The sequence below is a fragment of the Brevibacterium sp. S111 genome (assembly GCF_004745075.1).
Taxonomy (GTDB): Bacteria; Actinomycetota; Actinomycetes; order Actinomycetales; family Brevibacteriaceae; genus Brevibacterium.
In genome coordinates, this window is record NZ_RHFH01000002.1 from 192,428 (window position 1) to 205,780 (window position 13,353).

The following is a 13,353-nucleotide window of genomic DNA, read 5'->3' on the forward strand; positions in this document are numbered from 1 at the left end:
GGTGAGGCCATGTCTTTGGAATGGGAGCAGATCGTCATCGACCGGGAAGAGAAGGTCGTGAAGAACAGACTCCACCTCGACTTCCGGCCCGATGATCAGGACGCCGAGGTGGCCCGCCTCCTCGCTCTCGGAGCACGCCGTGTCGATGTGGGTCAGACCGGGGACGAACCCTGGGTCGTCCTCGCCGACCCCGAGGGCAATGAGTTCTGCATCCTCAGCTCCTGATCTGTTACTCCTGATCTGACGGAATAAGGCGGGAGACCGGACCGTTCCGTCTACGCTCTCGGTCCCCACATGGAAGGCAGCACTGCCCGATGACCCAGTCAGCCACCTCGGCGGCTCCCAAACCCCGCGTCCCCGGTCAGGTCTACCTGCTGGCCGCCGTGATCTTCTGCCTCGGCACCAGCGAGTTCATGATCGCCGGAATCCTCGAGCCCCTGAGCGCCGATCTGGACGTGACGATCCCGCAGGCAGGCCTGCTCATCACCGGTTTCGCCGTCGGCATGATCGTCGGGGCACCGGCCATGACGCTGCTGACGCTGACCCTGCCCAGGCGGGCGACGATGATCGTCATGATCATCGGCTTCTCCGCCCTCCACATCCTTGCAGCACTGTCACCGAGCTACGGGCTGCTCATGGCCTCCCGGGTGCTGTCGGCCTTCGCCTGCGGCGGATTCTGGGCCGTCGCCGCAGTTCACACCTCGGCCATCGCTCCCGCCGCGGTGCAGGGCCGAGCACTCGCCAGCCTCGTCGGCGGGCTCACCGTGGCCAATCTCGTCGGGGTGCCGATGGGAACGTGGATCGGCACCCAGTTCGGGTGGCGTTCGACGTTCTGGGCGGTTGCCCTCGTCACCGCGCTGGCCGCCGTCCTCGTCGCCGTGACCACGCGATCGGACGCAAAGCCCACCGACCCGGACGAAACCGGCCCTGACGACGCAGGATCGCCCACCCCCACCGAGGCGGCTCCCCGTCTGCAGACCCTGCTGCGTGCCGAGGTCGCCGCGTTCAAGGGTCCCCGAATCTGGTTGGCCCTGGGCACGACCGCGCTGTTCCAAGCCTCGGTATTCGCATCCTTCTCCTATTTCTCACCCCTGCTCACACGGGTCGCGGGCCTGCCCGCGGATCTCGTTCCCGCGGTGCTCGCGGCCTTCGGTGTAGGTGCATTCGTCGGTGTCGTCGTCGGCGGGCGCTTGGCCGATCGGAACATCTTCGGCAATATCGTCGGCAGCCTCGCGGCCCTGGCGCTCAGCCTCGGCGCGCTGTGGCTGGTCGCTGACCAGGCGATCCTCGCAGGCGTCATGATCGTCCTCGTCGGCGCCAGCGGCTTCTCCATCGCCGGAGCGCTCAACGCCCGCGTCTTCCAGATCGCCACTCAGGCTCCGACCCTGGCCGCGAGCGTCAACACTTCGGCCTTCAACGTCGGCAATGCCCTCGGCCCGGCCGTCGGTGCCTGGGTCATCGCCGCCGGGTTCGGCTTCCCAGCCACGGTCATCGCCGCCATCGTCCTCGCGCTCGCTGCGCTCGTCGTCGTGGCCGTGGCGATCCGCGTCGAACGGACGTGGGAGCGGCGGTCAGAATCCGCCCTCGCCGAGGCGGCCTGCTAGAGCGTGTCTCCTAACCTGTCTCAAGCCCGTCGCGTTCGTCGGCAAGTGCCTCGACGACATCGGCTGGCTTCGTGAGTACTGGTGGATGATGCCGGTGACGAAGTTTGTCGCCGTCGCGGCGCTGATCGCAGGGATCTGGGTGCCCTACCTCGCCCTTCTCGCGCCGCTCGGCGTCGTGGGCTACTTCGTCTCAGCGATCGGGATGCACATCCGGGCACAGGACTTCGGGCAAAACCTCTTCCTCAACGCCACGGGGATGCTCGCGCTGAGCATCGGCCCGCTGGTGCTCGACTTCGTCCGGATCTCGTCGGTGTAAGGCTCAACTGCAACCGCGAAAGGAATCAAAACCATGACAGACCAGATTGAACAGCTCGTGGCCGACGCCGTGGAGGTTCAGGCCGACGTCGACGCACTCATGGCGCTGCACACCGCAGATACGGTGATCGTCAACGTCGCCGGGCGACGCCTGCTGGGCCGAGAGAGCTTCCGCGAGGCGATGGCCGCAGCGATGGCGACACCGCTCGCGGACGTGAGGACCGACGTGGAGATCGACGACGTCACGCGCCCGGGGCCGGACGTCGCGATCGTCAGCTGCACCAAGCGCATCTACGCGAGCGGGTCCGACTCGCCGGAGTCGGAAGCCTTCCTCACCTACGTGGTGGTCGACGAGGGCGGGCAGTGGCGGATCGCGCTCGCCCAGACCACGCCCCAGGCGAACGGCTGAGGCTCGGAGCACCAGGAGAGAAGGAGCAGATCATGGACCCACGCCTGAGCGCCCTGCTCGACGACCTGCACCGATTCGGCGTCGAACACGACGCCGAACGACTCGACAGGCTCGACCGGTACCGCAACGTCGAACCGGACACGGCACGACTGCTTGCGGTGCTCGTGCGCGCGAAGGGGGCGCGCTCCGTGCTGGAGCTCGGGACCTCGAACGGGTACTCGACGCTCTGGCTCGCCGACGCCGTCGCCGCGACCGGCGGGCGCGTTACCAGCGCAGACATCGATGCGGACCGCACCGAGCTGGCCGCCGCGAACCTTGCTCGAGCCGGCCTCTCCGACCATGTCGACCTCAGGGTGGCAGACGCCGCCGACGTGCTGTCCGAGTCGCGCGACGGAACGTGGGACTTCATCTTCCTCGACGCAGAGCGGCCCGCGTACGTCGACTACTGGCCCGACTTGGTCCGCGTCCTGGCCCCCGGCGGGCTGCTGGCGGTGGACAACGTCCTGTCCCACGCCGAACAGGTCCGTGACTTCTGCGCCCTGGTGACCGGCGACCCGCGCGTCGCCGAAACACTCGCTCCTACCGGAGCAGGAGCACTCCTGGTGGTCCGCGACCCGGCGTGATCAGAACCCTCGATCGCCGTCGCACCCTTCTCAGTCAGCATCCGCGATCTGGTGCCTCTCTCCATTCCGACTTGTCGACCTCGTGATGCCGAACTACTGCTCGAAGCTCGCAGTGAAGATGTCTCCACCTTTGATCTGCGTGACGAGCTCGGCCGGGGCAACGGGAGGGCCTTCCTCGGAGGGGAGCTGCCCCTCCCGAGCGGGACTGCGACCCGATCAGCTCTGCCGGCGTGCATCGGGCGAACATGCTTCCGCTTGTTTCGTGATTCCCTCATCGGCCGCGTCAGGCCGAGCCGATCTTCCGGTCACCGCGAGACGAGCCGCAAGTCCGGCAGCCGCCAGGGCCACGGCGCTGATCGCCAAGGCGACCGCCAAGTAGGCATCCGACGCGGGCCGCGGCTGCGGCAACTGCGCCGTCGTCACGAACCAGGTTCCGAGCACCGCCACGCCTGCGAGGTATCCCATCTGAGCGATCGAGGTGAGAGCGCCGCTTGCGTCTGCGGCCTGACGCGTCGGCACACGGTGTGTGACTTGGGCGAGGACAGGGCCAAAGCCCAGGCCGATGCCAGCCCCGGCCACCGCGAGCGCCAGTCCGCCGGTCAAACCTGACGGTCCTGTGAGTCCGACGGCGGCATAGGCCACGGCGGTCGCTGACAGCCCGACCACTGGGGCGGACGACCGTCCTCCCCAGGCGGATCGACCCGCGATGAGGCTGGTCGCCGCGAACCCGAGGATGTACGGTGTGACCGCGAGGCCGGATCCGAGTGGGCTCATCCCTTCGGCGTCCTGCAGGAGAAGCATGGTGGAGAACAGCAGACCGCCGTACGCGGCCATTGTTGCGAACAGAGACCCCGCCCCCGCCTTCACGCCGGCGTGACGAAGCAGTCCCAGGTTGAGGATTGCCTGGTCCTCATGCGTCGATCGCAGGTGCAGGATTGTGCCGGCTGCCAGCACCACCCCGACTGCGGCGATGGCCAGCAGCCAGAGGGGCCATCCGAGCTCGGGGCCGAGAACCAGCGGCGCAGTGATGGCGAGGGCAGCGGTGCTCATCAGCGCCGCACCACGTGCGTCCACGCTTCGAGCGGGATCCGGGTGCGTTGCGGGGACGTGATGTACGGCAGCGATCATCAGGACCACGCCGACGGGACCGTTGATCAGGAAGACGGCCCGCCAGAACTCTCCGTCTGGTCCGGTGAGCAGACCGCCGAGCAACTGTCCCGCGACCCCACCGACAGAGATGGCGGCCGCGTACCAGCCGAGCGCTCGCGCCCGTTCCCGTCCGGTCGTGCTCAGCTGGATGATCGACAGGACCTGTGGCGCGATCAGCGCTCCCCCGATCCCCTGGAGCACTCGTGCAGCCACCAGCGACGCGGCGTTCGGCGCGAGACCGCATGCGAGCGAGGCGAAGGTGAAGCTCGCGACGCCGACGATGAACACGCGACGGTGACCATATCGATCGCCGAGCCTGGCACCCAGCATCAGCAGGGTCGCGTAGGTCAGCGTGTACCCCGCAGACACCAGGACCAGAGCCGAACCCGAGGCCGGCAGCCGTGCGCCGATGCTCGGCAGGGCGACGTTGACGATCGAGACGTCGAGAGTCGTCATGAACTCACCGATGAGCAGGATCGCGAGGCCCGTCGCCTTGATTCGATTGTTCGGCATGGTCGTATTGTACGAACTTTCCGTAGGGATGTACAATTACTTGGGTGAGCGCCTTCCATCCCGACCTCCACCAGATGAGCCTCGATCGCGTGCTCTCTGCGCTCGGGCACCCGATTCGGCTCGCCATCGTTCGCACGCTGGCAGAACAGGGCGAGACCTACTGCGGCGCGGTCGAGACGAGTGCCCCGCCATCGACCATGACGGGGCACTGGCGCGTGCTTCGAGAAAGCGGCGTTGTGCGACAACGGGTTGATGGCCGCCGGCACTACATGGCGCTACGCCAGGCCGACATAGACGCACTGTGGCCCGGCCTGCTCGACACCGTGCTGAGGGATGAAACCGCGCCGCGCTGAGCGCGCGGGACTGTGCGACCGCCTTCGAGGCCTGGCTTGGTTCTCCTGCTCGGCAAATCGAGGTCAACCGTGGCCGTGCCGAAGGGGCGAGCAAGCCGCCCTTTGGCGAGCGGGCACCACTGCAGGCTCATCACCTGTTGATCGGCGAGCAGCGGCAGCATCTCGCGTTCTTCCTCGCGTTGGACCACGCTATACTGGTCCTGCATCGTGACGAAGCGCCGCCACCCGCCGGGCTGCGCTGCATTTGCCAAGCTTCTGACCTGGGATGCTCATCGGTCGCGCGTCATCGCAGCATCAGGGCTGCTCCCAGCGCGTCCCCGGAGGCCACCACCACGCAGTCTTCTTGTGCCTGGAAGGGCACTCCGTGGCTCTTCAAGTGCGTCATGGCCATCTCGCGATCGCGCACCTGGACGGTGCACGCGAGGAAGCCCACTCCGCCCGGCACGTCGCTCGCGCCCGGCAGTGTTTCGCGCACTGCGCTGGCCGGGACGAGCGTCACTTTGGAATCGCCGAGGTCGAAGACCAGCGTCTTGGCCTCCTCCCGCGGCTGGACGCCGAGGTACGCACCGTACCGGTGCGCGTAGGCGGTCAGCTCGTCGTCGGGCACGCCGAGGTGGACCCCGGTCAGCCCGATCGCGGTGTTCGGGTGTTCGGGGACCCGTTGCACGGCGAGGATCGCGGCGGGGGCGTCCTCGGCCACCGCCAGCCGCCCCTCGGGCGTGCGGTGCTCGTCGAGCTCGAAGTAGCCGATGGGCTCGTTGCGGGGGCCGTCGTCGGTCTCGATCGGGCGCTGCAGGCGCTGCACAGCGCCGTGCGCCACGCCGGCTCGATCCAGGTGCTCGGCCGCGGCGTCGGCGTCCCGAGTGCGGAACGCGAGGATGTGCAGACCCTCGCGCTGCTCCAGCGAGGCGCTCAGGCGCGCAGTGGTCGCGTCGATGGTCTCGGTGAGCTGCGCCAAGACCTCGTCCGGCGCATTGATCACGTGCAGCTGGACGTCCTCGTCGGCGACACCTGCCTCGGGGTCAACGACAGTGACCAGCTCGAGGAACGTGCCGCCGAACTCGGCATGGGTGTTCCCGGCCCCGAAGGCCTGCGGTGCCGCGCCGGGGGACGGCGGCAGGGCCGGGAAGGTCGCGGGCGGCACCACGAACCCCAGGCGCGCGTACGCGCGGCGGGCCTCGGCGATGTCACGCACCACCAGGCCGACGTGGTGCAGTCCGGTAATCGCGGTAGATGTGCGGGTCATGGTCGTCGCTGCTCCTCAGCTCGATGGATGGTACATTGTGAGAGTACACTCCGATTTCGAGTTATGCTAATATATAAGAGTCCACTCTGAAATTTGAGGAGATGGGATGACCTCGTACAGGTACCGGTGGTGGGCGCTGGGGTTCCTCACCACGGCGGTGTTCTCGGTCTCGTTGCCGGCCACGCTGCTGAACGTCGCGCTGCCGACGCTCGCCGGCGAGCTGGGCGCGAGCTCGGGAGAGCTGTCCTGGTTCGTATCGAGCTACCTGCTGGCACTGACGGTCACACTGCTGCCCGCGGGCGCGGCGGCCGACCGGTGGGGGCGGAAGAAGATCTTGCTCGCGGCGATCGCGGCGTTCGGGGCTGGTTCGGTCCTGGCGGCGTCGGCGACTTCGCCCTCCGTGTTCATCGCCGCGCAGATCCTCTCCGGGGCAGCGGCGGCGGCCGTGATCACCACCGTGCTGGCGGCCCTGGCGACGCTGTTCGACGCCGACGAGCGCCCTCGGGCGGTCGGTGTCTGGGCGGCCGGCGCATTCCTCGCCCTGCCGGTGGGACCGATCCTCGGCGGGCTCATCCTCACCAGCGCCTGGTGGGGCTGGGCGTTCCTGGCGGCCCTGCCGGTGCTGGCGGCAGCCTTCGTCGGCATCGCGATCACGGTGCCCGAGTCCCGATCCGACGACCCCGCAACGACCGCGAGGGGACTGCTGCGAGGACTGCACAGCCTGCTGAACGCCCGGTTCCTCGCCGCGTCGGCGATGGCGGCCCTGGGCATGTTCGTGCTCTTCGGCGTGCTGTACGGGATGCCGCAGCACGCGCAGGCGGTCCTCAGTCTGGACCCTGCCGGCAGCGGCCTGCGGCTGCTGACGCTGCTGGCCGGCGTGGTCGTCGCCGGCGGCCTGTCCGGTCGGCTGACCGGCCGCTTCGGCGTCCGGGCCGTCATCGCCACGAGCTTCGCCGTCCTGGCCCTGGCCCTGGGTATCGGCGCAGCGACCATCGGCGTCGACGAGTCACCTCTCACCCTGGCCTGGATGTTCGCGGCCGGCCTCGGCGCGGGAGTGGTGATGGCGGCGGCCTCCACCGCGGCCCTGGAGGCGGTGGATACCAGCCGGGTCGGCCTCGGGTCGGCCTCCTTCCAGGTCGTCCAGCGCATCGGCGGCGGACTGTCGGCGCTCGTCTCCGCTACCGTCCTCACCGCCGGCTACACAGCGGCACTGGGATCGCTGCCCGGACCGGTGTCCGAGGCCGCCCGCAGGAACGTGTTCGACGGGCTGCGCGCCGCCGACGACCTTCGATCGGATGCCGCCGCGCAGGCGATCCGCCAAGCCTTCGCCGAGGGCCTCGGCCATATGCTGTGGCTGTGCTGCGGCGTCGCCGCCCTCGGCGCGATCGCTGCCGTCTTGCTGCTCCCACGCCGATCGGCGGCAGCCGCGCCAGCACAGAGCGAACACACGACGACGAAGGGGCACGCATGAGCGGTGGCGACACCTCCCCGAAGCGAACCGGGCTGCGCGAACGGAAGAAGGAGCGCGCCCGCCTGGAGATCCAGCGGCACGCGCTGCGCCTGTTCCGCGAGCAGGGCTTTCAGGCCACCACCGTGGAGCAGGTGGCCGAAGCCGCCGAGGTCGCGCCCAGCACCGTGTTCCGGTACTTCCCCCGCAAGCAGGACCTCGCCCGGATCGACCGGTTCCACTCGCTACGCGAACCGTTCGCAGAGGCGTTCCGCAACCAACCCGCCGAACTGACCGCCCTCGAGGCGGTGCGCGCAGCGCTCCGGGAAGCACTCGCCTCCCTCGAACCCACCGACCGCGCCGCCCGCAGCGAGCGCGACCACGGGCTGCTCGAGGTCCCGGAACTGTGGTCGGCCAACATCGCAACCGTCATCGACGAGCTCCAGGTCATCCAGACGCTCATCGCCGAACGCACCCGACGCGACGTCGACGACCCCGCCGTCCGCGGACTCACCGCCAGCATCCTCGGGCTCGGACTCGAAGCACTCATCCGCTGCAGCCACGACTTCGAGCTCGATCTGGCCGAGGAGCTCGACCGGACCCTGGGGCACCTGGCCGTTGCCGCCACGATGTAGTTCCGGTCGCGCGCTCGGATCGGCTCCCTGACACCCCCGACCCTGACACTCGAACCAGACCATACCGTAGGGTATGCTCATGGTGTTGGCGCTCGCCAACCGCACGGATCGGAGCGGGCACTTCGGTTCCCGGCCAGACAGCAAGGAACGCGACGATGGACAGAAAACTCCATGAGACGCTGGAGGACCTGCACTGGCGCGGCGTTGAGCACGACGCAGCCGAACCCGACCGGTTGGCTCGGTACCGCAGCGTCGAACCGGACACGACGCAACTGCTCGCGGTGCTCGTGCGCGCACTACGGGCACGCTCCGCGCTGGAACTCGGGACTTCGAACGGCTACTCCACCCGTTGGCTCACCGACGCCGTCTCTGCGATCGGAGGACGCCTAACCAGCGTGGACACCGACGCCGACCGTAACTCGCAGGCCGCCGCGAATCCGTCCACGCCGAACTCACAAACGGGTTCGACCTCAAGGTCGCAGATGCCGCCCACGTGCTTGCCAAGGCGCCCGATGAGTCTTGGGAGTTCATCTTCCTCGACGCGGAGCGACTCGCGTATGAGGCCTACTGGCCCGACCTCGTCCACGTACCGACTCCCGGCGGACCGCTCGCGGTGGACAACGCCGTGTCGCACGCGGAGCAGGTGCATGAGTTCCGCGTACTGGTCGCCGACGACCCGCGCATGACAGAAGCGCTCGTCCCAACTGGCGCCGGTGCCCTCCTGGTTATCCGCGATCGACAGTGACCACGGATCGAGAGGGAGAACCACGCCGCAGAAACAGTGGCGTTGGGAGGGTATGTGGCGACGGTGCTGACGGAAGCGAGATTGTTCGAGCGCACGAGCCTGCCGCTGACCGTGCGTGATCAGATGGCGTGGTCGCCATCTGGCCCGGTCACGGCGGAGGCGGTCAAGGTTGTGTTCGGCGTCTCGGGGTGGGCGCGCGTGGACGCGCCCAATGCGCAGGTCACCCTCGATTCGGGAACGGTGCTGGTCATTCCCGCCGGAGCCGAGTGCGCGGGCTTCCCGCACGGACATGCACGGACGGTGACGTTCTACCTCCAACAGGACTATCTCGCCGCCGAGTTGCGCTGGCTGCCGCGCACGCACCCGATGGTGCACCTGCTGGACCGCAGTGTGCACGGCGCCACCGGTCCAGAGCAGCTGCGTCTGCCGGGTGGTGCGATGCAGCACCTCGGCCCGCACCTGGCTCGGGTGGCGCAACTGGACGCGACCGGGCATGAGGAGTTTGCCATGTTGTCGACCGCGGCGCAGGTCGCAGAGATCGTGGGCCGGTTCGCCGGAGTAACACGCCCGCCATCCGAAGGGGCAGTGCGGGAGTCGGTGCTGCCGCGCCGGGAGGTCGCCGCAGCGGTCGCACTGCTGCGGCGCCAACCCGACCATGCCTGGACGATCGACGAGCTCGCCGACCAGGTCTCGTTGTCGAGCTCGCAGCTGACGCGGGTGTTCCGGCACCAGACCGGCCTGTCGCCGTCGGCGTATCTGAGGCAGGTACGTGTGGATCGGATGGCCGAACTGCTCGTCAGCGGCAGCTTCGGTGTGGCCGAAGCGGCACACGCTGCAGGGTGGAAGAACCCGGTCGTGGCCTCCCGGGCCTTCAAACGCCGCTACGGCACTAGGGCGTGTCTCCTTTATTGACCATTCCAGGACTGGCACGGTGGAGACGTGACTACACAGCAACGACACCGAGTCTTCACTGATGAGCAGTGGGAGAAGATCGAACCACTTCTGCCCTCAAACGTCGGCAAAAGAGCCCGACCGTTTGAGAACAACCGGCGAATCGTCGAAGGAATCGTCTACCGCTACCGCGCTGGCATCGCCTGGCGTGACCTGCCGCGCGAGCATTTCGGGCCGTGGCAGACAGTATGGAAACGTCACCGCCGCTACGCCGCCGACGGCACCTGGGACCGAGTCTTAGCTCGGGTGCTTTCCGATGCTGATGCTGCCGGTGACATCGATTGGAACATCTCCGTCGATGGCACCATCAATCGTGCTCACCAGCACGCGACGAACACGACACGCCTCGATCAGGACACAGGGGGCTACGTCGAATTACAAAAATCTGCCTGATTCGGAATGTGAACCCGCCGGGCACGGCATCGGTCGCTCACGTGGTGGGCTGACGACGAAGATCCATCATGCCGTCGACGGCAAAGGCCGGCCTTTGGCTGTCGTGGTCACCGGCGGACAGCGCCACGACGGGGTGATCCTGCCGCAGGTGCTGGCTGACATTCGAGTACCGCGGGTCGGCGGTGGTCGTCCTCGCACGTGTCCGGACGCTGTTCTGGCGGATCGAGCGTATGGGTCCAGAGCCAACCGCGACTATCTGCGTTCGCGTGGTATTCGGGCGGTGATCCCGGAGAAGAAAGACCAGATCGCGACTCGTAAGAAGCGCGGTAGCAAAGGTGGGCGGCCGCCGGCGTTCGACGCCGGTGTCTACCGGAACCGCAACGTGGTGGAGCGTTCGTTTGCCTACGTCAAGCAATGGCGGGGGTTAGCGACGAGATACGACAAGATCGCCATCACCTATCGAGCGGCCGTCGTGATCAGCGCGATCCTGACATGGCTCCGCCAATAAAGGAGACATGCCCTAGTCTCAGCGCGCCGTGCGGTCCCATCGGGGCCGTGCACTGCTTCTGGACCGCGCAGTCCGGGCAGGACTCAGGCGAGAGTCCCGGCCGGTTGCAGACGCTCGCGCTTGTCGATCCACGGTTTGACCCAGGTCATCTGTTCGGGGACCAGAGGCTCACCGCAGGCGCTGCATACTTCCCCCTGAGTCGTTTCGTGCCCGCAGGTCTCGTGGATGAGCGCCATATGACCGCCGCCTTCGGGAAGCTCCGTGTATTTCTCCGCCCACAGCGACAGCTGCTGCAGGATCGGCAGCAAGTCGGACGCGGCCTCGGTGGCCGCATAGCCCTGCCGGGTCCTCGCCCCATCGGCATAGTCGACCTTCGTCAGCAGCCCGGCCTCGAGCATTCCGGACAGACGGCGGCTGAGGACGGCTTCGGAGATTCCGAGGTTCTCACGCAGCTGATCGAATCGTCCCCGCCCGTGGAGGACGTCCCGGACGATGAGCAGCACCCATGGATCGCCGAGCACATCGAGCGATCGCTTCACCGGGCAGAACTCCTGCGACCAATCCGAACGCAATGCCATCTCGGCTACCTTTCTCCGACGAAGTCTGCTTACACTTCCTCCAGTATAACTTCTTTGAAGAAAGCCCGAGGGATCGATGTCGACCACTCCACCCGAGCAGCAGAGGCAGCGCCGCATCCACCCCGCTTGGTGGGTCGCCGCTGTCGCATTCATCGCCCTGCTCGCCGCCGCAGGATTCCGTGCTGCTCCCGGTGCCCTCATGGTTCCGCTCCATGCGGACTTCGGGTGGTCGATGAGCAGCATGTCCTTGGCCGTGAGCGTGAATCTGCTGCTCTACGGGCTCACCGCACCCTTTGCCGCGGCACTCATGGATCGCTTCGGCATCCGCCAGGTGGTCGCGGCGGCTCTGGCACTTGTCGCCCTCGGCGCCGGAGGCAGCGTGCTCATGACCGCGTCCTGGCAGCTGCTCATCTTCTGGGGAGTGCTCATCGGGCTGGGCACCGGGTCGATGGCCCTCGTGTTCGCTGCCACGATCGCCGATCGCTGGTTCATCGCTCGTCGCGGGCTGGTCATGGGCATCCTCACGGCCGGATCGGCCACTGGTCAGCTGATCTTCCTGCCTCCGGTCGCCACGATCGCGGAGTCCACCGGCTGGAGGCCCGCATCCCTCCTCATCGGAATCGCGGCAATGGCCGCTGTGCCACTGGTCTGGTTCGTCCTTCGCGATCACCCCTCTGACCTGGGCGTCCTGCCCTACGGAGCCGTCGACACCGACGCTTCGACAGCCACCGACGGCGCCCCCACCAAGCGCCGCGGCACCGTGTTCTCCGGCTGGCTGACCGACAAGTTCGATCCTCGCATCCTCCTCGTCGCGTACTACACCTTCCGCGGAGTCGGCCTGCTGCTCCTGCCCTGGCTGCTCTCGGACACCGTGCACCCGAGCATGATCCTCTTCATCGTCGTCTACGGGCTCGACTGGGTGGCGACGGTCCCGCCGACGGCCGCGCTGTGTCGGGAGATCTTCGGGGACAACGGCACCATCGTCTTCGGGTGGGTCTTCGCCGCCCATCAGATCGGGGCCGCCGGCGCAGCCTTCGCCGCGGGTGTCGTCCGTGACGCCTTCGGTGAGTACACCTATGCCTGGTGGGGCGGGGCGGCCATGTGCGTCATCGCCGCGGTCCTGTCGTTCGCGGTCAAGCGCCGGCTCGTCGGTGATCGCCGGGAACCCGCCACCGCCGAGGCGGCCGCCTAGCTGTACTGACCGGAGACGTTGATTGAGGCTGCGCCACCTTCGGGGGTACTGTTGAGGTAGCGTCGCGTGCCGGTGGCAGTCTGTGCCAGGCATGGAGGCGCCGAACCTCTGGGAGGCCGACGGTGTTGTCGCCGCACCCAGCGTCGCCGCGTGACTGACCGCGAGCGTCCAATCCAGACCACGTCAGCAGTTGGCCAGCGCTTCGCCGGTCACTACCGCCGACTTCTCGCGCCCCTAGGCCCATGTGTCCTCACATGGGCCTAGGGGCGACTTCTGCATGCCCAAAGATCGATAGGAGACATCCATGACTGCCCGGTTCAACCACATCATCATCCCGGCCCATGCCGCCGAAGAATCCGCCAAGTTCTACCGAGAGCTGCTGGAGGCCAAGTCAGCCCCCGCCTGGGGACCCTTCGCCCACGTACTGCTCGATGACGGCGTGCTGTTGCAGTTCGTTCGTCCGCCCACCACCTTCAGTGAACTGCACTTTGCCTTCCTAGTCGACGACGAGCACTTCGCTCGCACTTTGGCATCACTTATCAGCACCGAAACCGACTACTGGGCAGACCCCCAGCGAACGCTTCGCGCCCAGATCCGCAGCGAAGAAGATGCCCGCGCTCTCTACGTCCTTGACCCATTCGGCCACCTTGTCGAACTTCTTACCCGTCCATACGTCTAGCGCGGAGCTGCGC

At 67.5% G+C, this 13,353-nt stretch carries 15 protein-coding genes and 1 pseudogene; 13 read left to right on the forward strand and 3 right to left on the reverse strand.

Annotated elements, in window-relative coordinates; all coding sequences use genetic code 11:
- Positions 1–9: 9 nt before the first annotated feature.
- The 5 genes from EB836_RS03175 (at position 10) to EB836_RS03195 (ending at position 2,951) form a co-directional block, all read left to right on the forward strand.
- The gene (locus tag EB836_RS03175; protein ID WP_083532465.1) at positions 10–225 is read left to right on the forward strand and encodes a VOC family protein; all 216 of its coding nucleotides are present in this window, start codon (positions 10–12) and stop codon (positions 223–225) included.
- Positions 226–314: 89 nt separating this feature from the next.
- Positions 315–1,604, forward strand: a complete 1,290-nt coding sequence (locus EB836_RS03180) for an MFS transporter (protein WP_135537660.1) — start codon at positions 315–317, stop codon at positions 1,602–1,604.
- A 94-nt stretch (positions 1,605–1,698) separates the two neighbouring features.
- Entirely contained in the window at positions 1,699–1,920 is a 222-nt protein-coding gene (locus tag EB836_RS03185; RefSeq protein WP_205683286.1) for a DoxX family protein, read from the forward strand.
- A 33-nt stretch (positions 1,921–1,953) separates the two neighbouring features.
- On the forward strand, positions 1,954–2,328 hold the full coding sequence (locus EB836_RS03190) for an SgcJ/EcaC family oxidoreductase (RefSeq protein WP_135537662.1): 375 nt from the start codon (positions 1,954–1,956) through the stop codon (positions 2,326–2,328).
- A gap of 32 nt (positions 2,329–2,360) precedes the next feature.
- On the forward strand, positions 2,361–2,951 hold the full coding sequence (locus EB836_RS03195) for an O-methyltransferase (protein ID WP_135537663.1): 591 nt from the start codon (positions 2,361–2,363) through the stop codon (positions 2,949–2,951).
- 216 nt (positions 2,952–3,167) lie between these two features.
- Here the strand turns inward: EB836_RS03195 and EB836_RS03200 are convergent, their stop codons facing one another.
- Entirely contained in the window at positions 3,168–4,613 is a 1,446-nt protein-coding gene (locus tag EB836_RS03200) for an MFS transporter (protein WP_135537664.1), read from the reverse strand.
- A gap of 44 nt (positions 4,614–4,657) precedes the next feature.
- On the opposite strand from EB836_RS03200, the gene EB836_RS03205 reads away from it, so the two are divergent.
- Complete coding sequence (locus tag EB836_RS03205; RefSeq protein ID WP_205683287.1) at positions 4,658–4,966, forward strand: helix-turn-helix transcriptional regulator; 309 nt, start codon at positions 4,658–4,660, stop codon at positions 4,964–4,966.
- A 283-nt stretch (positions 4,967–5,249) separates the two neighbouring features.
- Here the strand turns inward: EB836_RS03205 and EB836_RS03215 are convergent, their stop codons facing one another.
- On the reverse strand, positions 5,250–6,212 hold the full coding sequence (locus EB836_RS03215; protein WP_135537665.1) for a VOC family protein: 963 nt from the start codon (positions 6,210–6,212) through the stop codon (positions 5,250–5,252).
- 106 nt (positions 6,213–6,318) lie between these two features.
- Between EB836_RS03215 and EB836_RS03220 the strand changes: the two genes are divergently transcribed.
- The 5 genes and pseudogenes from EB836_RS03220 to EB836_RS03240 all read left to right on the forward strand — a co-directional run bounded on the left by EB836_RS03220 (position 6,319) and on the right by EB836_RS03240 (position 10,891).
- Positions 6,319–7,683, forward strand: a complete 1,365-nt coding sequence (locus tag EB836_RS03220; protein ID WP_135537666.1) for an MFS transporter — start codon at positions 6,319–6,321, stop codon at positions 7,681–7,683.
- A complete protein-coding gene (locus tag EB836_RS03225; RefSeq protein WP_135537667.1) occupies positions 7,680–8,294 on the forward strand; it encodes a TetR/AcrR family transcriptional regulator in 615 nt (204 codons plus the stop codon). Before EB836_RS03220 ends, EB836_RS03225 begins: the two co-directional genes overlap by 4 nt.
- Before the next feature lie 457 nt (positions 8,295–8,751).
- A pseudogene (locus EB836_RS03230) lies at positions 8,752–9,039 on the forward strand (hypothetical protein); the annotation flags it as partial.
- A gap of 54 nt (positions 9,040–9,093) precedes the next feature.
- Positions 9,094–9,951, forward strand: coding sequence for an AraC family transcriptional regulator (locus EB836_RS03235; RefSeq protein ID WP_135537669.1), 858 nt, complete (start codon positions 9,094–9,096; stop codon positions 9,949–9,951).
- A gap of 27 nt (positions 9,952–9,978) precedes the next feature.
- A protein-coding gene (locus EB836_RS03240; protein WP_240689562.1) for an IS5 family transposase occupies positions 9,979–10,891 on the forward strand; the annotation gives its coding sequence in 2 pieces (ribosomal slippage) (positions 9,979–10,350 and positions 10,352–10,891; 912 coding nt in all).
- A gap of 83 nt (positions 10,892–10,974) precedes the next feature.
- Here EB836_RS03240 and EB836_RS03245 read toward each other — a convergent pair.
- Complete coding sequence (locus EB836_RS03245; protein WP_098729913.1) at positions 10,975–11,469, reverse strand: helix-turn-helix domain-containing protein; 495 nt, start codon at positions 11,467–11,469, stop codon at positions 10,975–10,977.
- 76 nt (positions 11,470–11,545) lie between these two features.
- Here EB836_RS03245 and EB836_RS03250 point away from each other — a divergent pair, with 76 nt between their 5' ends.
- Both EB836_RS03250 and EB836_RS03255 read left to right on the forward strand, forming a co-directional pair.
- Complete coding sequence (locus tag EB836_RS03250; protein WP_205683288.1) at positions 11,546–12,661, forward strand: MFS transporter; 1,116 nt, start codon at positions 11,546–11,548, stop codon at positions 12,659–12,661.
- 304 nt (positions 12,662–12,965) lie between these two features.
- Complete coding sequence (locus EB836_RS03255; protein WP_135537671.1) at positions 12,966–13,340, forward strand: VOC family protein; 375 nt, start codon at positions 12,966–12,968, stop codon at positions 13,338–13,340.
- Positions 13,341–13,353 lie beyond the last annotated feature (13 nt).